The organism is Streptomyces sp. NPDC055239 (assembly GCF_053606205.1).
This window is the reverse complement of the sequence record NZ_JBSGRD010000001.1, coordinates 810899-833935: the sequence shown is the minus strand read 5'-3', so window position 1 is coordinate 833935 and position 23037 is coordinate 810899. Positions and strand designations below refer to the sequence as shown.

Below are 23037 nucleotides of genomic sequence, written 5' to 3'. Positions count from 1 at the left end.
TGTGGAACACACCCGACGCGTCCCTTCGATCAGGGCGCGGCGAACACGGGAAGAAGCCGCGGGGAACCACCCGTTGACAGCTGCAAACGCGTTCGTAATATGGCGGAAACACGCTCATCGGAGGCGCCATGCTCAGTGATCGCACAGCGCAGGACCAGAACATCGCGCGAGCACGCCTGCAGTTCCTCACGAACACCGACCCGCCTGCGACGATCGTGCCCGAAGGCATCCGCAACTCCTGGCAGCGTTCCAAATACCTGGGGGTCGGCACGGACGAGGTGGTCGTCCCCTACCAGCCGGACTACGACCGGGAGAGCCGTTTGGTCCGCGCCGCCACGCCCGTCCTTGACCGCCTGGAACAGGCTCTGGCAGGTTCGGACGCCTGCGTGATCGTGACGGACCGAAAAGGCTGGGTACGCGATCGCCGCGTCGGGGAGGAGCGGCTCTCGGCACACCTGGACCGGGTCCACCTGGCGCCCGGCTTCAACTACGCCGAAGAGTTCGTCGGCACGAACGGCATCGGGGTCGCTCTGGAGGAGCGCCGGCCCAACGTGGTCCTGGGCACCGAGCACTTCAACGAACGCCTGCAGAACGTCTCCTGCGCCGCCGCCCCGATCCGTAACTCGGTCACCGGGCGGGTCGAGGGAGCAATGAACCTGACCTGCTGGAACGGCCCGGCGCGCACCCTCATGGCAGCCCTAGTGCAGGAGGCCGCCGGTGACATCGAGCGCGTGATGTACGAGTTCAGCAGCTCGCACCAGCGCGCCCTCCTTGAAGCGTTCCAACAGGTGAACCACTACGGCGACCGGCCCGTTCTCTGCCTCGGCCAGGATCTCGTGCTCGCCAACTCCGCCGCCTCCGCACGGCTCACCGGCGACGACCACCGGCTGCTGCACGAGGCCGCCGCCGAACTGGGGCACGCGCCGCGCACCCGCAAGCAGGTGCAGTTGTCCGGCGGAGAGACCGTCCTGATGCGCTGCCGCCAGGTCGACAGCTCCGCGGGCGCGGCCGGATACCTGCTGGAGCTGGCCTTCACGGACCGCCTCTCCGACCCCTCCGCTCCCTCCGACCAGGCCCGCCCCCGTACCGGACTCAGCTACGGCTCCCGCTCCCGGGAGGCGCAGGACGCGGCCCGGCCGTGGCCGCTGCCGGGCCTCGCCGGAACGGACCCGGCATGGAACACCGTCTCCCGTACGGTGTCCCGCTGCGCCCGCGAACGGACGCCGCTCCTGCTCCACGGCGAGAGCGGAACAGGGAAATCCGCGCTGATCAGTGCCACGCACGCGCTGACCGGGGCGGCCTCGGCTCCCGTCATCGTCGATGCCATGGCCGTCCGGGGCGACGCCGGGACCGACCTGCCGACCGACCTGCCGACGGCCCTGCGCGAGGTGCCGACAGGGCCGGGCCGCGCCCTGGTCCTGCGGAACGTCGACGCCGTGGCCTCCGAGCAGGGACCCGCCGTCGCCCGGGCACTGGACGCCGCGGCGGCACAGGGTACATGGATCGTGGGCACGCTCCACCGCGCACCAGGCGTACCGGAGCCTCTGAGGCGCTGTTTCGTCGAAGCGGCGGCCGTTCCCGCCCTGCGGCACCGCCTCACGGACATCCCGGCCCTGGTCGGCTGTCTGCTGCAACGCATCGGCGCGGACGTCGAGTGCGCACCGGAGGTCCTGCCTCTGCTGCGCCGGCACGACTGGCCCGGCAACATCCGCCAACTGAACTTCGCCCTGCGCGAGGCCGCCGCGGGCCGCCGCACGTACCGGATCGAGCTGCGCGACCTGCCGCCGTCCCTGCACAGCGCGGGCAGCCGGTCTCTGAGCGCCTGGGAAGCATCCGAGCGCGACACCCTGGTCCAGGCCCTGCTTGAGGTGGACGGCAACAAATTGCTGGCGGCACAGCGGCTCGGCATCTCCCGTACGACGATCTACCGCAAGATGAGGTCCTACGGCATCACGCTTCCCGCACGCCACTGAGACGGGCCGGGGTCCGACGTGCCGCGCGGTCACACAGCACCGTCACAACGGCCACAGGCCATCAGAAGCGCTAGAGGCCCCGTGGCCGCACCGTCATCCGGATCCCGTCCCGCGCCCACAGCACGAACCGTTCCACCGGCGTCACTTCGTGCCCCGGCGCGGGGCGAAAGCGCAGGCGCTTGAGGAGGACGGCCAGGACGAGCTGGGCCTCGACCGTGGCCAGCGCGGCGCCCTCGCAACTGCGTGGCCCGATCCCGAAGGGGACATACGCGAGCCTCGGCCGCTTGGCCACCTCCTGCGGCGTGAACCGCTCGGGGTCGAACCGCTCCGGCTCGGGCCAGTGCTCGGGGTTCAGGTGCACCGCCCAGAACGGATAGAACACCGTCGTCCCTGCCGGGATCTCGTACGGGCCGAGAACCAGGTCCTCGGTCGTCTCGCGTGCGCCGTAGGGGCCGGGCGGGAACAGGCGCATCGACTCCTTGAGCACCATGTCCAGATACGTGAGCCGCCGCAGATCACCGTAGTCGGGCGTGGCGCGCTCGCCCAGCACCTGGTCGAGTTCGGCGGCGACGCGCTCGGCCACGTCGGGATGGCGGCCCAGCAGGTGCAGCGTCCACGAGACGGCGACGCCGGTGGTGTGGTGAGCGGCGAGCAGCGTCACCATCACGGTGTCCCGGATCCGCGCCGGGCTCTCACCGGCCTCGACGAGCGCCCCGATCAGGTCACTGCTGTCGGTGCGGCCGTCCGAGCGGTGCGCCGCCACCACGCGGTCGACCGTCGCGCGCAGATACGCGAGGGCCGCCTCGGCCCGCTCCGCCGAGCCCGGGTCGGCCCTCGGCGCCTGGTAGAGCCGCCCGAGGTACTCGGTGAGCACCTCCTCGAACGCGGCGACGACACGGTCCGTGTCAGTTTCCGCGCCGCCGAGCGCGAACCCGCAGATCATCCGGAGCGAGAGCGCGGTCAACTCCCCTTGCAGTTCGACGGGTTCGCCGTCGGCCTGCCCGGCCCAGCGGTCCGCGAGCTCTTCCGCCAGCTCGGTGAAGTGCGCGAAGTGCCGCTCGTGGGCAGGACGCCCGGCGAGCACCGAGAGCAGTAGTCGGCGCCAGGGGGTGTGCTCGTCGGCGGGAAGGACTTGCAGGTTGCCCGCCTCGCACAGCGGGTCCAGGAACGCGAACAGCTCCGCGGGCCGCTTGTCGATGTGCGCCGTGGCCTCCAGAAGTACGGGATCGGCGACCGACACGGCCGTGTCCGCGCCCGGCAGTTGGAAGCGTACGACGGGTCCGTGCGCCTCGTGCAGACGCAACTGGTACCGGTGCAGCCCGCCTGCGGCCGCAACGGCGCTCAGCCCGCCGTCCTCCTGGTGCTCGGGTCCGGGGATGCGCATGACCGTGCCTCCTGTCCCAAGGTTCGGCCCTCGATCGAAGCTGTCCGAGGGGCCCTCAACTCGCCCTTGCATCAGTCAGTTTCTCCCGCCTCCACTCCGACGGCGGCCGTTCCGAGGGATCAGGCCCTCTCCACCCCAGAACTCCGCACCGCGCCCCCGACATCGTTGTCGGAGGCGCGGCCCGCACGGATCGTGGCCTTACGGCGTGTAGACGGCATCACTGCCGTAGAGCTCCCTGGTGAACGCGGAGACATCGGCGCTGCGGTCGGCGCCGTCGAGGTTGTACGTCAGATAGACGCCGTACCCCTCGCTGACGGTGCGGCGGGCGAGGCTGGTGACCGTGCTCTGTGAGGTACCGCCGATCTCGACGGCCGCCGGCGACAGCTTCGACTTGGGCAGTGCGATGCCGGGGACCTGCCAGCTGCCGTAGTACGGGTTCCAGGCGTAGTCGAACTTGGACGAGACGTCGACGCCGCCGTAGGAGAGGCGCGTCGCGGCCGGGCCGATGTTGTAGAGGCTGATGATCTTGTTGGGCATGTTCGCGCGCAGCGCCGTCACCAGGTGCACGAACGAGCTGGCGTTGGGCTGGCCGGTGCCGTTGTTGCCGTACTCGGCGTACTCGTCGTCGAAGTCGATACCGTCGAGGCCGTATTTGGTGACGGTGTCCGACATTTGTTTCGCGAACGCCGAAGCCGCCTCCTTGGACGGGAAGTTGGCGAAACCCGCGCCCTGGTGGTTGCCGAGGACCGAGAGGACGACCTTGATGCCCTTCTGCTGCAACGGCCGTATCTCCGTGGCCGCGTTGTCGAGGACGCGCTGCACGTTCTCGTTGAAGTGCAGGTATGCCGCCTTCTTGCCCGTGTCGTAGTTGATGTTCGCCGCGAAGATCACAGCGACGTCGAAGACGTTGCCCCCGCCGTTGGCGAGGGAGTATTTACCGACGTTGCGCATGCTGTTGTTGTTCACCTCGACGTACGCCACCGAGGTCGGTCCCTGTTTCGTGGGAGCGGGGGCGGGAGCGGGGGCCGCTGCCGCGCCGGTCGTGGCGGTCGTGCCGAAGGTGAGGGCCGCGACGGCCGAGAGCGCGAGTGCGGCCAGCCGCACTCTGCTCCGTACCAGAGTGAACATCGTTGATCGGTCTCCCATCGCATGGGTCGGCGCCCGACCTGTTCGAAAGCGCCGAGTGAGCCCTCCGAGTTTTCCTCTCCCGTCACCGAATCCCAAGAATCGCGCGCAAACTCTTCACGACTCCCACGCACCTCACGTCACAGCCGGGCGCCTGGACAAGGGAGTTGATGCGGATAATTTTTCGAGGTTCGCCCACGGCAGAGCACTCTGGCACCCGAAAGTTCCGTTCTGCGGAGACTGTACGGCCGTATCCCCGATGATGGGATCGCCCAGGAACGGATCACGCAGCGCGGAGAGGCACGTACATGGTGGCGGAGGCCGGCACACAGCAGGATGAGCGCGTCGCGGGGCGGGTGTGGACGGTGCGCCTCGACCCTTACGGTCGCCTTTCCGCCGGTGCGGTCAGGCTCTCCTGCTCCCGCCCGGCCTGCGCGGAGCAGCGCTTCCCCGACGGAACCACCGCAGGGCGCAAGGCCGCGATCGGGCATGTCAACACGCACCTGGCCCACATCCGCACGGGCGGCGGGCCGCGCGGCGAGGCGTGGTGCGCCTGTCGCGCCGCCGACTGCGCGTGGCACACCCCCGATCCCGAAGCGGGCCGCCGGGGCGGGTCGCGGCAGCCGGACGCGGTGCGGTGCGGGGGCCCGGTGGTCCTGACCGTGTACGCGGACCGCGCCGGACGGCTGTGGCGGATCGCGGAGATGTGCGCGCGCTGCGCGGCCGCCACCCCCAACTGCCGGGTCCTCGACACCGCACCGCCCCCGGCAGGGCCGGACCAGGCGTCGAAGAGACCGGATGCCGGGCCCCCAGGAACGGGCGGCGGCACGGTCGAGGACGGTGTCGCGGCGGTGTTCTCCGATCACACCCCCCTCTCCCCTGCTGCCGGGACTTCACCGGCCGCCGCACCCGCGCCGGTCCCTCGCGCCCGCGCCGCCTCACCAGGGGCAGCGCCCCGGCGGGCGAAGCGGTGGGGGAAGATCGCGCAGCGGACCGTGCCGCACGACCTCGAGCCCGATGTCCTGCGCCTGGAGCTCATCGAGCTCGGGGACGCGTTCCGTGCCTACCAGGAGCGCCCGGAGCCCGACCTCGTCCTTCTCGCCGAGCTCCACGAACGCAAGGCCCGCGCCTTCCGCCTGTGGGCCGACGTGAGCGGCGACGGCGCGCTGCGGCACGAGGCACAGCGTGCCGAGACGGCCGCGCAGACCACCCGGGAGATGCACGCCAACCGCAACGGCCAGTTGGTCGGCGACATGGACGGCGCCGACGGGCCGGTGGTGGAACGGCTGCTGACCCGGGGCCAGGGCGTGCACGCCCGCACCGTCCTTGACCATGTCGCCGCGCACACCCCGCACCCCGAGGCCGAGGTGCGCCTCGCCGTGCTCATGCTCACCCTGCGGGCCGCCCGCGCCGGTACCGGGAACGCCACCGGCCAGGACCTGACCGGCTGGCTCCAGGACGATGCCGAACGCGTCCTTGAACAGCTGGTCGTGTCCGACTGGCTCCAGCTGCCCGAGACCCGCACCGTCGCCGACATGTTGGCCGCCCGCTCCGAGGACCCCACCCCGTTCACGGTCCCCACGCTGCTGCCCGATCAGCCCCGCCCCTTCACCTTCGGCAAGAACAACCGCTCAAGGATCTCCGGCTGGGCCCAGAAGATCGTGGGCGACCGGAAACTCCGCAAGAAGAAGGCCACCGCGACCACCCGGCTCCTGGCCCTGCACACCGCCGCCCACACCCGCCCCGACGGCCGCATCGGACGTCCCGAGGACGGTGGCGGGCTGCCCTTGGAACAGGTCGCCGCGTTCTGTGCCCTGACCCCGGAACAGGTCACCGAGCACGCCGAACTGCTGGTCGCCGCCGGCTGGCTCACCGAAGCCGACACCGCTGAGGGACGGCTGCGCGGGCAGCTCACCGAGCGCGTCCTGCCGCTGAGCGGGCTGCTGTAACAGGACCGCAAGGCATGCTGAACGTTCAGATCAAACTGAATTCAGCGGCAACTCATGGAACCGCGCCCGAACGGATGATCGTCTTGATCAAGTGAAGGGCCCCGGTGCGCGGATCGTCGTTGCACCGGCGGCCGAATTCCGAGGAAAAGAGCCACATGCAGGTCCGCAAGATCGCTTACACGCTGTTCGCCGCGACCACTCTGGCCATGGCCGGGGCCGGTGCTGCCCATGCCGCCGACATCGCCCCGGGCTGGGAGCGGTACGGCGTGTACTCCACCGATGGCGAGTGCCAGGGCAAGGCCAACGAACTCACCAAGGCAGGCAAGATCAACGGCGCCGAGTGCTACGCCGAAGGCCGTGGTCACGCCCTGGACGTCCACTACAAGTAGCGAGAAGGCCCGCCCTGGTGCGAACCGCCGCCCCGCGACGTCGCGCACCAGGGCGAGAGCCCGCGTCCGGTCGAGGCGGAGAACGCGGCCGCTATCCGCGCCGTCGGCCCGGTCCCGTCACGGCTTCGCCATACGCAGTTCGGCGCCGCTCGCGCGTACTCCCTCCGCGGCGGCGTCGGCCAGTGCGGTGTCGGTGATCACCGTGTCGAACGCCGTCAGCGGTGCGACGCGGTACTTGCCGAAGGTGCCGAACTTGGACGAGCCCGCGACAAGCACCGAACTCCCCGCGGATTCCATCGCCGCCTGTTTGACCTCGACCTTCGGTTCCGACGGTGTCGTCACCCCGCGCAGCAGGTCCCAGGAACTGGTGCTGATGAACGCGAAGTCCAGGGCGAGTTGACGCAGCGTCGCCGCGGCGAGGCGGCCCACGCTCGAGCGGTTGGCCACGTCGATCCGGCCGCCGATGTGCACGATGTCGAGGTGCGGTGCGCTCATGAGCTGGTCGGCGGTGGTGAAGTCATTGGTCACCACCGTCAGGGATTCAAGGCGGGCCAGTGCCGGAACCATCGCGAGAAGCGTGGTGCCCGCGTCGAGATAGACGGTCATCCCTTCCTGGACGAGACCGGCGGCCTGCGCGGCCATGGCCTGCTTCTCGGGCTGCTCGACGAGCGACTTGTCCTGGAAGCTCGGCTCGGTGTTGACGTGGCTGGCGATCCTGACTCCGCCGGGGACCGAGAAGACCAGGCCCTGGCGCTCCAGTTCGGCGATGTCCCGGCGGACCGTCATGTGGGAGACACCGCAGAGCTGGGTGATCTGCTGAACGCTCAGCACCCCTTCCTTGCGCAGATGCCGCAGGAGTTGTTCGCGCCGTTGGTCCGGAATGAGCGGCAGGGGTTCCTGAGCGGTCATCGTCTGTCTCCTCGTCTTCTCTTTCCGTACGCGACGGTAGCCGATGATCTTCTTTTCCGGCCCGCGCGCGTCAGCCTCCGACGAACGTGCTGAGCAGCAGGACGCCGCCGAGGCTGAGCAGCGACTGCAGGGACAGCATCAGGGTCCAGGTGCGGAACGTCTGCGACACCGACAGCTGGAAGTACTCCTTGAACAGCCAGAAGCCGGAGTCGTTGACGTGCGAGAGCATCACCGCGCCCGATGCCGTGGCGAGCACCATCAGTTCCGGGGAGACACCGGGGTAGGCGGTGAGCAGCGGAGCGACGATACCGGTCGCCGCGGCCGTGGCCACCGTGGCCGAGCCCAGGCAGATGCGAAGCAGTGCGGCCACCAGCCAGGCGAGCAGCAGCGGCGGGACCGACCAGTCGACCGCGTAGTCCGAGATGATCTGGTCGATGCCGGTGGCGGTCAGCATCGCCTTGAGGCCACCGCCCGCGCCGAGGATCAGCACGATCGCACCGACCGGACCGAGCCCCTTGCCCGCCATCTTCTGAAGCTGCGTAAGGCCGAACCCGGAGCGGACCCCCAGGGCGAAGAACGCGAAGATGACGGCCGCGAGCAGGGAGAGCACCGCGGAGTCGCAGGCCTCGAAGAAGTAGTACGGCAGTGTGCCCTTGGCGGTGTTGGCGGTGCCGAGCGTACCGATGAGCATGAGCACCGGCGGCAGCAGAACCGTGATGAGCGCGAGGGTGAAGGAGACCGGGCGCCGCTGGTTGTCCGGCACCGGGTCCGGCTGGGGCACGGGACCGCGGTCAAGGTCGGGCGCGGGGCCGAACCACCGTGATGCCACCTTCGTGAGCAGCGGCCCGGTGAGGACGGCCAGCGGGATGCCGATGATGAGCCCGTACATGATGGTGAGGCCCGTGTTCGCCTCGTACGCGGAGACGGCGAGCGTCGGCGAGGGGTGCGGCGGCAGCAGGCCGTGCGAGACGTACAGGCCCGCGGCCAGCGGCAGGCCGATGTAGAGGAGATGGGTCCCGGTGCGCTTGGCGACGGCGTAGACCAGCGGCACGAGCATGACGAAGCTGACGTCGAAAAGGTGCGGCATGCCGATGATCAGGGCGGCCGCGGTGATCGCGGTGGGGATCCATTTGACGGGCCGCGCGCCGATGAACTTGGTCGCGATGCGGTCGGCGCCGCCGGACCCGAGCAGGATGCCGCCGAGCAGGGTGCCGAGACCGATGGTCGGTCCGCTGCTGGCGAGGGCGTCGCCGAAGCCCTCCTGGAAGTGCTCGACGGTGGCGCCCGGCGCGATGCCCGCGGCGAGTCCGAGTCCCAGCGCGGAGAGCGCGAGGGCGAGGAAGGGGTGCAGCTTGAACTTGGTGATCAGCACGACGAGTACGGCGACGGCGGCGGCGCCGAGCAGCAGGTGCTGGACGTCGGCGCTCACGAGCGGACCGCCCCGGTGGCGGTGGTACGGGTGGCGCGGTCGGCCGGACGGGCGGCGCGGCCCGCGGTCCAGGCCTCGCTGAGTGCTTCGTCGGCGTCGGCGAGGTCGCCCAGGCGGATCAGCTCGCCCGCTGCGACGGGGCGTGCGAGGGTGGTGTGCGCGGCCAGGTAGAGCGGGGCGATGTCGTCGGGCGTGTCATCGGCGCGCAGCAGGACCGCCTGCACTCCGGTGACGTCGTGGTGGTGACCGCCCATGTCGAGGAGGGTCCCTGCGGGCAGGTCCTGGCGTGCGCGGCCCGCGAGAGCGGCGTGTCCGCGCGGGTCGACGCCTCCGGAGGGGCGGTGGTGCAGCACCGCCGAAAGCAGGGAGAGCGGGGTCTCCACTCCCATCAGGTGGTACGGGAGATAGACGGCCGCGTACCCGCCGTCCTGGCTGACGACGTGCCCCTTGCCGCGCAGCGTCTCCCAGGTCACGGAGTCACCGGTACGCACGACGACGAAGACACCGCCCGCGAACGACGCCTCACCGGGCAGCCGCAGCGCGCTGAAGACATCCACCGCGCCGGACTTGTGAAGTACTCCGCCGTCCTCGCGCAGCCGGTAGACGTCGGCGAGTTCGGCGATCCGGGCGACCGGGTAGTGCAGCAGCTCGATGTCGGGCTCGAAGCCGGTGTTGGTGGCGACGACCGCCATCTCGCAGTAGTCGGCGGTCGCACCGACGGGCAGCGCGGACACCGCTTGCGCTCGGGCCTCCAGCGTGGCCGGTACGTCGTCCCCGAGGGTGAGCAGTTCCGCGAGCCCCGGCGCATCGACAGTGGTGTCGAGCTGGGTGACGGTGCCGCGCTCCGGATCGAACACGAGGTCGTACTCGCTGGACTTGCCGATCGCCACGATGTCGAGGCCGATGAACTGCGCCCAGGTCACCAGGCCGATGAGGTTGGCGGGCTGGTCACCGTCGGCGGTGGTGTAGACGACGCCGGCCTGTTCGGCCAGGTCGGCCAAGTGCAGTCCGGCGACCGAGTCGACCTCCTTGCTGACCATCGCGACGTGCCGGCCGGCCTCGATCGCCGCCTTCGCCATCGCGTAACCGTGCACGGGGCTGCCGGTCGCCTCCACGAGGATGTCCCACGCCGCCGCGCCGAGCAGAGTGCTGTCGGCGACCAGGGCGATACGTCCGTCCCGCTCGGCGCGCGCGACATCGGCGGCGCTCTCGCAGTCGGCGAGGCGCGCCGTCTCGTAGCCGAGCTCGGCGAGCATCACGCGCAGCCCCGGCAGGTCGCGGTCGCAGAGCACCGCGGGCCGGAGCGCGGGGCCACGCAGGGTCTGGGCGAGGAGCGTCCGGGCGAAACCGCCTCCGGCGCCGGACAGTGCGTAGTGCACGGTCCGGCCCTCGGTGGCGGCGAACAGGTGGTGCAGGTTCATGGGCCCTCCTCGATGAGCGCTCATACGCAGTGGCGGCTCGCATGAGTGGCTAGAAACAGTCCGCCGATTAACAACATGTATCAGGTACGCTCACACGAGTAAAGCTTGTTAACATTTTTTCACATCTCCGGATGCCGAAGACCCACCCGCCGATACCGCGCCAACAGAAAGAGGGAGGTCCGATGCCGCTCATCGGAGCCATCGCCGACGACTTCACCGGAGCCACCGATCTCGCCACCATGCTCGTCGCCCGCGGGTTCCGGACCTTGGTGGCCATCGGTCCGCAGGCTCTGCGCCACGACGGGCCCGCCGCCCGCGAGGTGCGAAAGGCCGACGCGGTGGTCGTCGCGCTCAAGTCCCGCACGGCACCGGTCGCCGAGGCCGTCGAGGCATCACAGGCCGCTCTGCGCGCGCTCCGCGAGGCCGGTTGCGAGCGCTTCTACTTCAAGTACTGCTCGACGTTCGACTCCACACCTCGGGGGAACATCGGCCCCGTGGCCGACGCGCTCCTGGACGAGCTCGGTGAGCGCTCGACCGTCGTCGTCCCGGCCTTCCCCGCCACCGGCCGCACCGTCTACAGGTCACGGCTCTTCGTCCACGACGACCTGCTCGACGAAAGCCCGATGCGCGACCATCCCCTGACGCCGATGCGCGACTCCCACCTCGGGCGGCTCCTCGCACCGCAGACCCGCCGACCCGTGCGGAGCATCGGCCTCGACACCGTCCGGGAGGGCGCCGACGCCCTGCGCGAGACCCTCGCCGCACCGGAGTACACCGACGCCCTCACCGTCATCGACGCCACCAGCGACGACGACCTGCGCACCATCTCCGCCGCCACCTCGGAGCTGCGTCTCGTCACGGGCGCGGCGGGACTCGCCCTCGGCCTCATCGGCCCGCACGAGGGAGCGGCGCGGGCTGGGGCGGCGTCCCGGCCCACCGACGTCGGCGCCGTCCTGGCCGGGAGCGCCTCTGCGGCCACCCGCGCCCAGGTCGCCCACGCCCGAGAACACCTGCCCTACCGCAAGCTCGACATCACCGCACTGCGCTCGGACCCTGCGGCGGCCGTCGCCGAACTGGTCGACTTCGCCCGCGCGTGCTGGCAGAGCGACCCGGAGCGCCCGCCGCTCATCTATGCCGTCGACTCTCTGGACGACCTCGAACAGGACGCACCCGAGGGCCAGGCACCCGCCGCCCAGCTGATCGAACAGGCCCTGGCCGCCTGTGCCTCCGAACTCGTCCGCGCCGGTGCGCGCCGCCTCCTGGTCGCGGGCGGGGAGACCTCCGGCGCCGTGGTCACCGCACTCGATGCCCATACCCTCGCCATCGGCGCACAGATCGCCCCTGGCGTCGCCTGGGCCCGCACACAACCAGGCGTGGGCGGGAGCGCCGACGGCATCGATCTGGCCCTGAAGTCCGGCAACTTCGGCGGCACGGACATCTTCACCTCGGCCTGGGACGAACTCGCGTGAGCGCGGCCCGCCACGACCTCGCAGCCGCGGGCGCCCGCCTCGCGTCCCTCGGTCTCAGCCCCGGCTCCTCCGGGAACCTGAGCATCCGCGAGGGGTCCCGGGTCCTCATCACCCCCACCGGCACGGACCTCGCCGCGATCGACGCCGACGGCCTCACCGTCCTCGACCTGGACGGCACCCATCTGGACGGCCCCCGCCCGTCCAAGGAGTTCCCCCTGCACACCGCCTTCTACCGGCGTGACCCGGCCGCACAGGCGGTTGTCCATCTGCACTCCCGCCACGCGGCGGCGGCCTCCTGCCGCCCCGCCTGGTCGGAGCACAGCGCGCTCCCGCCGTTGACGCCGTACTTCGTGATGCGTGTGGGCCAGACTCCCCTGCTTCCCTACGCGCCTCCTGGCGACGCCCGACAGGCGGCGGAACTGGAGCAGTTGTCTTTCCCCTTCCGTGCCGCCCTGTTGCAGAACCACGGCCCGGTGGTGTCCGGCACCTCTGTCACGGCGGCCGTCGACTCGGCCATCGAGCTGGAGGAGACGGCGGCACTCGTCCTGGCCTTGGGGCAGTTGCCTGCGCGGCTGCTCACGGCTGAGGAAGCACGTGCGCTGGCCGACAAGTACGGCACTCCGTGGAGCGGTTGAGACGCAGATCAACCGCTGTGGTCACAGCGCAGGCGGGCGCCCCCACGGCGCTGCCCGTTCCAGCTGCGCGGCGAGCGCGAGCAGTACGCCCTCCTCGCCGAGGGGCGCGGCGAACTGGACGCCGAGTGGCAGGCCTTCGCTGTCGTGTCCGAACGGGACCGACATCGCGGGCATGCCGGTGACGTTGTGGACGCTGGTGAAAGCCGCGTACACCGAAGCGTGTTCGTAGATCGTCTCCGGGCGGGTGGTGTCGAGGGTGCCGAGCCGGGGTGTCGGGCGGGCGACGGTCGGGCTGAGCAGCACGTCGCACTGGCGGAACGCGGCGCCGACCTCCCAGCCGATCTCCTGGGCGCGGCGCAGCGCACGGCTGACGTCGGCCGCGGGCAGGGCGCTGTAGGTCTGGTACAGGACGCGGGTGAAGGGCTCGATGTCGTCGTCGGCAAGGGGGCGGCCGAGCCGGTCGAGGCGGGCGTCGATCTGCGCCACGAGGTCGGCGCCCATCAGAACGCCGGATGTCCGGCCGACGTCCTCGGGGCGGTAGCGGGCAGTGGTGTCGACGACGTCGTGGCCGAGGCGCTCGCACAGCAGCCCTGCGGCGCGTGCGGCCGCCGCGGATTCCGGGTGGACCTCGGGGCCGTCCGGCAGTTCGGTCAGCAGGCCGATCCGCAGCCTTCCCGGGTCACGGCGCGCGAGTTCGGCGAACGGGGCGGAAGGTGCCGGCGCCGCGTACGCGTCACCGAGGAGCGGGCCCGCTGCGACGTCCAGGAGCAGGGCGCTGTCCCGCACCGTCATGGTGACGGCGTGGTGTCCGGAGACGAGGCCCGAAAGGGTGGTGGGCCGTGGGGCGGGCGAGACCCGGCCACGGCTCGGCTTGAGGCCGAAGAGGCCGCAGGCCGCCGCCGGGATGCGGATCGATCCACCGCCGTCACTGGCGTGCGCGACGGGCACCAGACCGGCGGCCACCGCCGCGGCCGAGCCGCCGCTGGAACCGCCCGGCGAGTGCGCGGGGCTCCACGGGTTGCGGGTGGGGCCGTACAGAACCGGTTCGGTGGAGGCGTTCAGACCCAGCTCAGGTGTGTTGGTGGTGCCGAGGATGACCGCGCCCGCGCGCCGGTAGCGGGACACGAGCTCGCTGTCGCGCCGAGCGGTCACCTCGGCGAAGAGCCGGCTGCCGCCGGTCGCGGGCAGGCCGTCGACCTCGGTGCCGAGGTCCTTGACGAGGATCGGTACACCGCGCAGCGGGCCGTCCGGCAGTCCCGCCGCAACCTCGGCGCGGGCCGCGTCGAACCGGGTGTGGATCACCGCGCCGAGGCCCGGCTCACCGTCCTCTATGCGGGCGATCGCCTCCTCGGTGACGGTACGGGCGTCGAGCTCACCGCCTTTGACGGCCTCGGCCGTGGAGACTGCGTCCGGGATGCTCACGCCACGTACCCTTCGGGCTTGCCCCAGCTCTGGCGTCGGGTGGTGCCGCGGTCCACGAGGACGCAGCGGGTTCCGGTGAAGTTCGTCGGCATGCACTTGTTGCAGTGGATGCACAGGGACGGCGTACTGGCGTCCTTCTGCAGGCGGTTGATCAGGTCGGGTTCCCGCAGCAGGGACCTGGCCATCGCCACGAACTCGAAGCCCTCCCGCATCGCCAGATCCATGACCGGCTTGTCGGTGATGCCTCCCAGCAGGATCATCGGCAGGTCCACGGCGGCCCGTATCTGGCGGGCGTCCTCGAGGAGATAGGCGTCCCGGTAGGGGTAGCTGTGCAGGAACCGCTTGCCGACCGCCTTCACACCGAGCTTGATCGGCTGCGGCATCACATCGGCGAACTCCTTCAGAGGGGCGTCGCCCTTGAAGAGGTACATCGGGTTGAGCAGGGAGCTCCCTGCCGTCATCTCCAACGCGTCGACGCTGCCGTCCTGTTCGAGCCACTGCGCCACCGGGATGGCCTCGTCCAGCCAGAAGCCGCCGGGCACCCCGTCGTCCATGTTCATCTTGGCGATGACCGCGATACGGCCGCCGACCGCGTCCCGTACCGCCCTCATGATCTCGCGGGCGAACCTGGCACGGTTCTCCAGGCTGCCGCCGTAGGCGTCGGTGCGGTGGTTGAGCTTGGGGCTGAGGAAGGAACTGGCCAGGTAGTTGTGACCGAGGTGCACCTCGACGGCGTCGAAGCCCGCCTCGATCGCGCGGCGGGCCGCCTCGGCGTGGGCCTCGGTGATGCGCCGGATGTCCGCGACCGACGCCTCCTGGGCCCAGCTCAGCGAGGTGGCGTGGAAGTGCTTCGACGGGGAGAGGGCCGGGAGGCCGTTGGCCTTGGGGCTGGCGACGGGGCCGCCGTGGCCGATCTGCGCGGAGACCGCGGCGCCCTCGGTGTGCACGGCGTCGGTGAGACGGCGCAGACCCGGCATCGCCTCGTCGGTCCAGTAGATCTGGTGCCGGTCGGTGCGCCCCTCCCTGGCTACCGCGCAGTACGCGACGGTCGTCATGCCGACGCCGCCCCGCGCATAGGCCGCGTGGAACTCCAGGAGGTCGCGGGTGACCAGGGATTTGTGGCTGAGTCCCTCGTAGGTCGCGGCCTTGATGACCCGGTTACGGAGCTGGAGGGGGCCGAGTGTGGCGGGGGCGAGCGCGTCGGGGGCAGAACCGGCGGGCTGATCGGGCCGGGGGCGGCCGGGCTGCTGGGGGTTGGTCGTCACGTGAGGCTCCTGGGGGACTCGATGTGGTGGCAGGCGATCCGGTGCCCCGGGGCGATCTCCCGGAGGACGGGTTCCTTCTCGGCGCACCGGTCGGTGGCCAGCGGGCAGCGGGTACGGAACCGGCAGCCCGATGGCGGTTCGATAGGCGAGGGCAACTCGGCCGCTGCGGCGGCCGGTTCATCCGGCTCTCCGTCGTCCGCCGAGGCGGCGCCGGTGCGACCGCGCTGGGCCTCGGGCAGTGAGGCAAGGAGCAGACGGGTGTAGGGGTGGGCCGCTGCGAGGTGCAGGCCGTCGGACGGCAGCGTCTCGCAGACCTTGCCGAGGTACATGACCATGACCTGGTCACTGATGTTCTTCACGACGGAGACGTCGTGGGCGATGAACACCATGCTGAGGCCGCGTTCCCTGGTCGTGGTCTCCAGCAGGTTCAGGATCTGGGCCTGTACCGACACGTCCAGGCTGGAGACGGGCTCGTCGCAGATCAGCACCTCCGGTTCGAGCATCAACGCCCGTGCGATGCAGACCCGTTGGCACTGTCCACCGGACAGTTCGTGCGGCCTGCGGTCCCGTACGGTCTCCGGGTCGAGGCCGACCGCCCGCAGGATCGCGTCGATCTCGGCGTCCTTGTCCGCCACGGTGCGCCCCCAGATCGACGGGCCCTCCCACACCAGGTCCTTCACCTTGCGGCGAGGGTTCAGGGCGGAGACCGGGTCCTGCATGATGATCTGGATGCGGGCCCGCGCCCGGCGCAGCGCCTCGGGGCCGAGAGCGGTGAGTTCGTCGTCACCGAGCCGTACCGTGCCGGAGTCGGGGGGAGGCAGCTGGATGAGGGCGCGGCCGACGGTCGACTTGCCGCAGCCGGACTCGCCGAGGATGCCGAGGGTCCGGCCCGCGGGCAGATCGAGGTCCACACCGGAGACGGCGTGCACCTTCTGGCCGCGGCCCACCGGGAACTCCACGACCAGGCCTCGGGCGCTGAGCGCGGGGCGGGCGGACTCCGGCACGACGGGAGCAGGGGCGTCGAGCGTCATACCGTTGCCTCCTTGGGCGCGCCCAGCGGGTGGTGGCAGGCGACCGTGCCGCCGGAGTCGTCGCCCGTGCGTCCCGTGAGCACGGGCGGCTCCGACGTGCAGCGGTCCGTGGCCGCCGCGCACCGGGGAGCGAACCGGCAGCCGTGAGGCGGGTGGAGCAGATTGGGCGGGCGTCCCTCGATGGTGGGCAGCAGCGTGTGCGGGGGCAGGTCGAGGTGCGGGATCGAGTCGATCAGAGCGCTGCTGTAAGGGTGCCGGGGGTGGCCGAACACCTCACTGGTACCGGCGTGTTCGACGAGACGGCCCGCGTACATCACCGCGACGCGGTCGGTCCGTCCGGCGATGGTGCCCAGGTCGTGACTGATCAGGATGGTCGCCATCCGCAGCTCCTCGCCGAGGGACTGCAGCAGGTCGAGGATCTGCTTCTGCACGGTGACGTCGAGTGCGGTGGTGGGTTCGTCGGCGATGAGGAGCCGGGGTCCACAGGCGAGCGCCATGGCGATGACCACGCGCTGGCGCATGCCGCCGGAGAGCTCGTGCGGATACTGTCCGGCGCGCCGGGCCGGTTCGGGGATCCCGACCTGGCGCAGCAACTCCACGGCCCTGTCACGGGCTTCGGCGCGGCTGAGGCCGAGATGCAGCCGGACGCTCTCCGACAGATGCCGTCCGACCTTCTTCACCGGGTTCAAGGAGGTCATCGGGTCCTGGAAGACCATGGCCACCTCCGTGCCCCACAGGGCCCGGCGTCCGGCAGGCGTGAGCGCGTGCACGTCCTGGCCGCCCAGGAGCACGGAACCGGAGACCGAGGTACCGGATCCTTCGGTGATAAGGCCCATCAGGGTGCGGCCGAGGACGGACTTGCCGGAGCCGGACTCCCCGACGATGCCCAGGGTCTCCCCACGGGCCAGGGACAGCGAGACTCCGTCGACGGCCCGCATGGCGCCGCGCGGGGTGTGGAAGACGGTGGCCACGTCGGTGGCCGAGAGCAGGGGCGCGTCGGTGGCCTCGAGCAGCGGCGCGGATGCGGAAGTCACAGTTTCACGCTCCGGGAGTCCCACCGCTGACGAGCCTTCTCGCCGACGATATTGAAAGCGAACACAGTAAGGAAGAGAAACGCACCCGGCACCAGGACGATGTGGGGATGCGCCTCGAAGGCGTCGCCCTCCCCTTCGGCGATCATGTTTCCCCAGGTGGGCTCGGGCGGCTGGATACCGAGCCCGAGGAAGCTCAGGGAGGCCTCGGCGACGATCAGGACCGAGATCATCACGACGGCGAGCGACATGATCGGCAGAAGGACGTTCGGCAGCAGCTCGCGCGCCATGATGCGCGAACGCTTCGCGCCCATGGCCCGTGCGGCGGTGACGAACTCACGGTTCGCGTACGCCACTGTCGTCGCCCGGCTCAGACGCACCATGCCGGGGATGGTGAGCAGGGACAGGGACAGGGCGACATTGCGCAGCCGCGGTTCGAGGACCGTCGCAAGAGCGATGAGCAGGATCAGCGGGGGCACGGCAAGGAGCGAGTTCGTGGCGATGCCCACCACCCGGTCCACCGACTTGCGGAAGTAACCGGCGACGATCCCGACGAGCCCGCCGACGACCGTCCCCACGACGACGGCGGTCAGCGAGATCAGGAGCGAGGACCGCGCACCGTACAGGGACCGGGCGAGCAGATCGAGGCCGAAACCGTTCGTGCCGAGGGGGTGTGTTCCGGAGAACGTCGGGGTGCCGAAGACGGGTTCGGTGACGGTGGCCGCGACGTCCCGGTCCTCGGCGAGTGGCAGCCATCCCGCGAAGGCGATGGCCAGGGCGAGCAGCACAAGCCAGGCCGTCGCCGCCCAGAAGACCACGTCGAAGGCCGGTCCGGCCAGCATCTTGCCGATCCGGGAGGCGCCGTTCAGGAGCAGGCCGATGCCGAGCAGTGCGAGGGCCGCCCTCGCCGGTGCGATCAGTACGGGGGTGGTGGCGCCGAACACCAGCAGGGCGAGGCCGATGAGGGTGACCGCCGTCGCCAGCAGGACGGGCGGAGCAAGTGCGTTCCGCGTGCGCGGAGCGATCTCAGACATGGACACGTCGCGTCCTCGGGTCGAGGTAGCCGTAGGAGAAGTCGATCCCGGCGTTGATCACCACGTAGAGGACCGCGATGGTCAGGACGGCGCCCTGCACCATCGGGAAGTCGCCCTGGTTCGCGGCGTTGACGACGAGCGATCCCATGCCGGGCAGCGAGAAGAGGTACTCCACGATCACGGTGCTGCCGATCAGCCGTCCCAGGCTGAGGCCGAGCAGCGTCACTAGGGAGAACGAGGAGGGGCGCAGGGCGTCGGCGAACAGGATCCGCAGCGGACCCATGCCCTTGGCGCGTGCGGCGAGGATGTAGTCCTCCCGGAGCGTGACGATCAGATCGCCGCGCAACACCCTCGCGAACATGGCGAGTTCGACCAGAGCCACGGTGAGCGCGGGCAGGAAAGCGTGGTGCAGATTGCCGAGGAGGTCCCCGTCGCCGATCCGCACCCACTCGGATCTGGGGAACAAGCCCAGCGAGTTGACCATCACAAGGACCAGCAGCAGACCGGCCAGGAAACTGGGCACCGACAGGACGGCGAAGGTGCCCGCCCCGATGATCCGGTCCGCGATCCCGCCCTCGCGGTACGCGGACCACATGGCCAGCGGAACGGCGATCAGCAGGGCGATGAGCAGGCCGAGAACCGCGATCTCGAGGCTCACCGGCAGTGCCGAGACCACCCGTGCGCTCACGTCGCTCTGCGGCGGCACGACCGACTGGCCGAGGTCACCGGTGAGGACGCCGCCGAGCCAGTCGAAGTACCGGATGTGCAGCGGCTGGTCGAGGCCCATGTCGTGGCGGAGTTCGGCGTACTCGGACGGCGGTCGTCCGGCGCCGAGGATGTCGATCGCGGGGTCGCCCGGCATCAGGGCCACCAGTGAGAAGACCCCGACGCTGACGATGAACAGGACTCCCGCCAGTTCCAGCACCCTCAGGGCGAGGCGGCGCAGTGCGGCGGCGCTCATGGTTCCTCCAGGTCTGCCGGTGCGCAGGGCCTCACTTGCTGAGCCATGCCTCGCCGAACAGGGCCATGTACTCGTCGGTGGGCACGATGCCGTGCACGTCCTTGCCCCAGGCGGTGAAGGCCGCGCTGGCCCCCAGGTTCGCCACCGGCACCGTTTCGTTGACCCGCCGCTGCACCGCGTCGAGGACCTTCTGCTTCTCCTGGTCGCTCGCCGCGGCCTGCAACTGGACGAGCAGCTTGTCCATCCCGGGATCCGCGTAGCCGCCCGGGTTCCCGTAGCTCTTGGAGTCGAGGACGCTCTGCAGACGGTGGAAGGGGTCGCTCTCGGAGACGCTGGCCGCGCCTCGGCTGAGGTCGAAGTCGTGGTCGACGTAGGTCTTGGACACGCGGTCGGCCGTCGAGGAGACCAGGTCGAGCTTCACCTTGAAACCGACGCGTTCCAACATGGCCTTGGTGATGACGGCCTTGGAGCGGGCCACCGGGTCGGTGCCGTCCATATAGGTGATGGTGCCGTCGTAGCCGTCCTTCTCCGCCGCGGCCAGGAGTTTCTTCGCGGCGGTGAGGTCGACGCCGAGGGGCTTGACCTTCGAGTGCCATCGCGACTCCGGCGGGAACAGCGCCTGCCCCGGCAGCCCCTTGCCCTGGTAGCTGCGCTTGGTGTCGAGCACCGGGTCGAGGGCGAGGGCGACGGCCTTGCGGACCCGGATGTCCTGACCGGGGCGTCCTTTGCGGGTGTTGATGGTGACCATGTTGCCCAGGCCGGTCAGGGTGAGTTCGCCGGGATGCCCGGCCTTCACTGCCTCGTCGACCACGTCGGGGCTGCGCACGTAGGTGACGTCGGCGCTGCCGTCCTCGAGCGCCTCCAGTTTGGCCCGGTCCGAGTTCGGCCAGGTGAACCGCAACGCGTCGAGATAGGGCTCACCCTTCCAGTAGTCCTTGTTGGCCTTGAGGACCATCTCCTCCTGGGGAGCGTGCTTCTGGAGGGTGAAGGGGCCGGCGCCGATCGGCTTGAACGTCTTGCCGGCCCGTGCGGCGGGCGCCACGATCATGCCGGGTGCCTGTGCGAGCCTGGCCGGGAATCCGGCCCAGGCCCTGCGCATCGTGAAGACCACGGTGTGCTCGTCGGGGGCGCTCGTCCCTGCGATGTTCGCGGCGAGCAGGGTGGCGTCGGCGCCCTTGTTCTCCTGGTACCACTTGATGCTGCCGGTGACGGCCTTCGCCTCCAGCGGAGTGCCGTCGGAGAAGGTGACGCCCTCGCGCAGGCGAAGGGTCCAGGTCTTGGAGTCCTTGCTGCTCGTCAGGGATTTCGCCAGCCAGGGCTCGTACTTCTCGGCCTCGGTGTCGTAGCGCATCAGTACGTCGTAGACGGCGGCGAGTGCGGATCCGCCGGACGCGCCCGTGGCGTAGGTGGCGGCCGGGCTGAGGCTGCGGGTCTCGGTGTAGTCGGCGAAGTTCAGAGTGCCGCCGCGTACGGGCTTGCCCGCTTTGCCCTGGCTCCCGGTCATCCCGAACTCGTAGCGTCCGCGTTCGGCCTTCTGCTCCTTGCCGCTGTCGTTCTCGCCGGGCGACACGCACGCCGAGGCGAGCAGGCCCACGGCCACGAGAGCCGCGGCGGTGCGGGCGTGCACCCGTGGTGCTCGCTTCATTTCTTCCTCCAGTAGTCCTGGGCACACGGTGGGGAAGGGGCCGGGCGGGCGTCACCTAGGCCCGGGGCCGCATCAGGTGGGGGGACGCTACGACCGGCGAATCCGGCCTACGTGACGCATCCCACTCACCGGGAACCCTCACCGTCGGCGGTGCGTGCGACCGTCCGCGGAGAGTGGCCCTGACGCCTCGTCACACCGCCGTCCCAGTGACCGGTACCCGGCGGGGGCCGATGCCGCAGGTCTGGCCGACACTGGCTGGACCGCGATCCCAGTGGAGTCCCCCGACGCCCCAGAGGAGCCCTCGATGTCCAGCGCCATGGACCGCCGCACCACCGCACGCGCCGTTCTCGACGAACTCACCGGACCCGGTGGCAGGTTCGAACTCGCCGACGCGGATGTCCTTGGCACGCGCCTGCCGGTGTTCACGCACCGGCGGCGTGCGCTGCACGAGGTGCTGCACGAGTCCGCCCGCCACGGCGACCGTGACTACATCGTCACCGCCGACTTCCGGATCACCTTCGCCGAGCACGCGGCCCGGGTCGCCTCGCTGGCACGCGTCCTGCGCGAGGAGTACGGGATCGCCAAGGGCGACCGGGTCGCGATCGCCGCGGCCAACTCCCCCGAGTGGATCCTGACGTTCTGGGCCACCGTGTCGATCGGCGCCGTGTCCGTCGGCTTCAACGCCTGGTGGTCGTCACGCGAACTCGCCTACGGGATCGAGAACGCGGCACCGTCCCTGATCGTCGCCGATGCGAAGCAACGGCCGAAGCTCGACGGCTGCCAGGTGCCGGTGCTGTCCCTGGAGGACGACATCCACCGGCTCTCCACCACGTACGCCGAGGAGCCGCTGCCCCACGCCGATGTGGCCGAGGACGATCCGGCCGTCATCCTCTACACCTCCGGAACCTCCGGCCGTCCCAAAGGCGCGGTCCACACCCACCGCAATCTGCTGTCGGTCGTCGAATACCACCGGCTCAACGACGCGCTCCTTGCGGAACTCGGCGACCCGCTGGCCGCCGAGAACCGCGTCTACCTGCTCGTCCTGCCGCTGTTCCACATCGCGAGCCTGCACAATCTCGCGGTGCCCCGGCTCGCGACCGGCAGCCGGATCGCGCTGCACCAGGGCGCCTTCGACGTCGACGCGGTCCTCGGCATGGTGGAGCGCGAACGCGTCACGAACTGGGGCGCGGTGCCCACGATGGCTCACCGGCTGCTCGAGCACGGCGGCGCGGACGCGTACGACACGTCGTCGCTGACCGCCTTCTCACTGGCCTCCGCACCGTCGTCCACGGAGTTCAAGGAACGGCTGCGCAAGCAGCTGCCGTTCGCCAAGAACTCCCTCGTGGACAGCTACGGCCTGACCGAGTCCTGCACCGCGATCGCCGCCGCGTCCGCACAGGACCTTCAGGAGACCCCGGGCACGCTCGGCCGACCGGTCACCGGCGTCCGTCTGGAGATCCGCGACCCCGCCGGGCAGGTGCTTCCCGACGGCGAGGAGGGCGAGGTCTGCGTCCGCAGTGCCTTCAACATGCTGGGTTACTGGGGTGATCCCGGGGCCACCCAGGACGCCGTCGACGCGGACCGCTGGCTGCGTACAGGCGACCTGGGCCGCCTTGAGGACGGACGGCTGTACCTGGTCAGCCGCCGCTCGGATCTGATCATCCGGGGCGGCGAGAACGTCTACCCGGCCGAGATCGAGACCGTCATCGCCGAGCATCCCGGAGTACGCGAGTGCCTGGTCGTCGGCGTCCCGCACCCGGACCTGGGTCAGGAGGTGGCCGCCGTGGTGGTGACCGAGCCCGGCACCGGCCTCACCGAGGAGACCTTGCGGGCCCATGTCGCCGACGAGTTGGCCTACTTCAAGGTGCCCAAGCGCTGGCGCCTGACGACCGAGAACCTGCCGCGCAACGCTACGGGCAAGGTGCTGCGGCGGGCCGTGGAGCCGTGAGCGTCAGTGGTAGGTAT

At 70.5% G+C, this 23037-nt stretch carries 18 protein-coding genes; 6 read left to right on the top strand and 12 right to left on the bottom strand.

Features of this window, described 5'->3' with window-relative positions; translation table 11 throughout:
• The first annotated feature begins 128 nt into the window (after positions 1–128).
• Positions 129–1973: a sigma-54-dependent Fis family transcriptional regulator gene (locus ACWFRJ_RS03395; RefSeq protein ID WP_453524490.1), complete on the top strand. Its 1845-nt coding sequence runs from the start codon at positions 129–131 to the stop codon at positions 1971–1973.
• A gap of 70 nt (positions 1974–2043) precedes the next feature.
• On the opposite strand, the gene ACWFRJ_RS03390 is transcribed toward ACWFRJ_RS03395, so the two are convergent.
• On the bottom strand, positions 2044–3357 hold the full coding sequence (locus ACWFRJ_RS03390; protein ID WP_453524489.1) for a cytochrome P450: 1314 nt from the start codon (positions 3355–3357) through the stop codon (positions 2044–2046).
• A 198-nt stretch (positions 3358–3555) separates the two neighbouring features.
• The gene (locus ACWFRJ_RS03385; RefSeq protein ID WP_453524488.1) at positions 3556–4485 is read right to left on the bottom strand and encodes an endo-beta-N-acetylglucosaminidase H; all 930 of its coding nucleotides are present in this window, start codon (positions 4483–4485) and stop codon (positions 3556–3558) included.
• Between the two features lie 305 nt (positions 4486–4790).
• On the opposite strand from ACWFRJ_RS03385, the gene ACWFRJ_RS03380 reads away from it, so the two are divergent.
• Together ACWFRJ_RS03380 and ACWFRJ_RS03375 are read left to right on the top strand one after the other, a co-directional pair.
• Positions 4791–6431 (top strand): hypothetical protein, encoded by a 1641-nt coding sequence (locus tag ACWFRJ_RS03380; RefSeq protein ID WP_453524487.1) that lies wholly within the window; start codon positions 4791–4793, stop codon positions 6429–6431.
• A gap of 155 nt (positions 6432–6586) precedes the next feature.
• On the top strand, positions 6587–6820 hold the full coding sequence (locus ACWFRJ_RS03375; RefSeq protein WP_453524486.1) for a hypothetical protein: 234 nt from the start codon (positions 6587–6589) through the stop codon (positions 6818–6820).
• A 117-nt stretch (positions 6821–6937) separates the two neighbouring features.
• Here the strand turns inward: ACWFRJ_RS03375 and ACWFRJ_RS03370 are convergent, their stop codons facing one another.
• The 3 genes from ACWFRJ_RS03370 to ACWFRJ_RS03360 form a co-directional block, all read right to left on the bottom strand.
• Positions 6938–7729, bottom strand: coding sequence for a DeoR/GlpR family DNA-binding transcription regulator (locus ACWFRJ_RS03370; RefSeq protein ID WP_453524485.1), 792 nt, complete (start codon positions 7727–7729; stop codon positions 6938–6940).
• Positions 7730–7799: 70 nt separating this feature from the next.
• Entirely contained in the window at positions 7800–9158 is a 1359-nt protein-coding gene (locus ACWFRJ_RS03365; protein WP_453524484.1) for a GntT/GntP/DsdX family permease, read from the bottom strand.
• Positions 9155–10579, bottom strand: a complete 1425-nt coding sequence (locus tag ACWFRJ_RS03360; RefSeq protein ID WP_453524483.1) for a homoserine dehydrogenase — start codon at positions 10577–10579, stop codon at positions 9155–9157. Before ACWFRJ_RS03360 ends, ACWFRJ_RS03365 begins: the two co-directional genes overlap by 4 nt.
• Positions 10580–10761: 182 nt before the next feature.
• Here ACWFRJ_RS03360 and otnK point away from each other — a divergent pair, with 182 nt between their 5' ends.
• Both otnK and ACWFRJ_RS03350 read left to right on the top strand, forming a co-directional pair.
• Positions 10762–12048, top strand: a complete 1287-nt coding sequence (gene otnK, locus ACWFRJ_RS03355; protein ID WP_453524482.1) for a 3-oxo-tetronate kinase — start codon at positions 10762–10764, stop codon at positions 12046–12048.
• Positions 12045–12683: a class II aldolase/adducin family protein gene (locus tag ACWFRJ_RS03350; protein ID WP_453524481.1), complete on the top strand. Its 639-nt coding sequence runs from the start codon at positions 12045–12047 to the stop codon at positions 12681–12683. The genes otnK and ACWFRJ_RS03350 overlap by 4 nt, the downstream gene beginning before the upstream one ends.
• Before the next feature lie 21 nt (positions 12684–12704).
• Here ACWFRJ_RS03350 and ACWFRJ_RS03345 read toward each other — a convergent pair whose 3' ends face one another.
• Genes ACWFRJ_RS03345 through ACWFRJ_RS03315 form a run of 7 tightly spaced genes read right to left on the bottom strand, consistent with a single transcriptional unit; the run spans position 12705 to position 21072 of the window.
• Positions 12705–14105 carry an amidase gene (locus tag ACWFRJ_RS03345; RefSeq protein WP_453524480.1) on the bottom strand — a complete coding sequence of 467 codons (1401 nt, stop codon included), beginning with the start codon at positions 14103–14105 and terminating at the stop codon, positions 12705–12707.
• Positions 14102–15370, bottom strand: coding sequence for an NADH:flavin oxidoreductase (locus ACWFRJ_RS03340; protein WP_453524479.1), 1269 nt, complete (start codon positions 15368–15370; stop codon positions 14102–14104). The genes ACWFRJ_RS03345 and ACWFRJ_RS03340 overlap by 4 nt, the downstream gene beginning before the upstream one ends.
• A complete protein-coding gene (locus ACWFRJ_RS03335) occupies positions 15367–16401 on the bottom strand; it encodes an oligopeptide/dipeptide ABC transporter ATP-binding protein (RefSeq protein ID WP_453524478.1) in 1035 nt (344 codons plus the stop codon). The genes ACWFRJ_RS03340 and ACWFRJ_RS03335 overlap by 4 nt, the downstream gene beginning before the upstream one ends.
• Complete coding sequence (locus ACWFRJ_RS03330; RefSeq protein WP_453524477.1) at positions 16398–17435, bottom strand: ABC transporter ATP-binding protein; 1038 nt, start codon at positions 17433–17435, stop codon at positions 16398–16400. The genes ACWFRJ_RS03335 and ACWFRJ_RS03330 overlap by 4 nt, the downstream gene beginning before the upstream one ends.
• Complete coding sequence (locus ACWFRJ_RS03325) at positions 17432–18466, bottom strand: ABC transporter permease (protein WP_453524476.1); 1035 nt, start codon at positions 18464–18466, stop codon at positions 17432–17434. Before ACWFRJ_RS03325 ends, ACWFRJ_RS03330 begins: the two co-directional genes overlap by 4 nt.
• The gene (locus ACWFRJ_RS03320; protein ID WP_453524475.1) at positions 18459–19427 is read right to left on the bottom strand and encodes an ABC transporter permease; all 969 of its coding nucleotides are present in this window, start codon (positions 19425–19427) and stop codon (positions 18459–18461) included. The genes ACWFRJ_RS03325 and ACWFRJ_RS03320 overlap by 8 nt, the downstream gene beginning before the upstream one ends.
• Positions 19428–19458: 31 nt before the next feature.
• Positions 19459–21072, bottom strand: a complete 1614-nt coding sequence (locus ACWFRJ_RS03315) for an ABC transporter substrate-binding protein (RefSeq protein WP_453524474.1) — start codon at positions 21070–21072, stop codon at positions 19459–19461.
• Between the two features lie 304 nt (positions 21073–21376).
• Here ACWFRJ_RS03315 and ACWFRJ_RS03310 point away from each other — a divergent pair, with 304 nt between their 5' ends.
• Positions 21377–23020, top strand: a complete 1644-nt coding sequence (locus tag ACWFRJ_RS03310) for a class I adenylate-forming enzyme family protein (protein ID WP_453524473.1) — start codon at positions 21377–21379, stop codon at positions 23018–23020.
• The last annotated feature ends 17 nt before the right edge of the window (positions 23021–23037 follow it).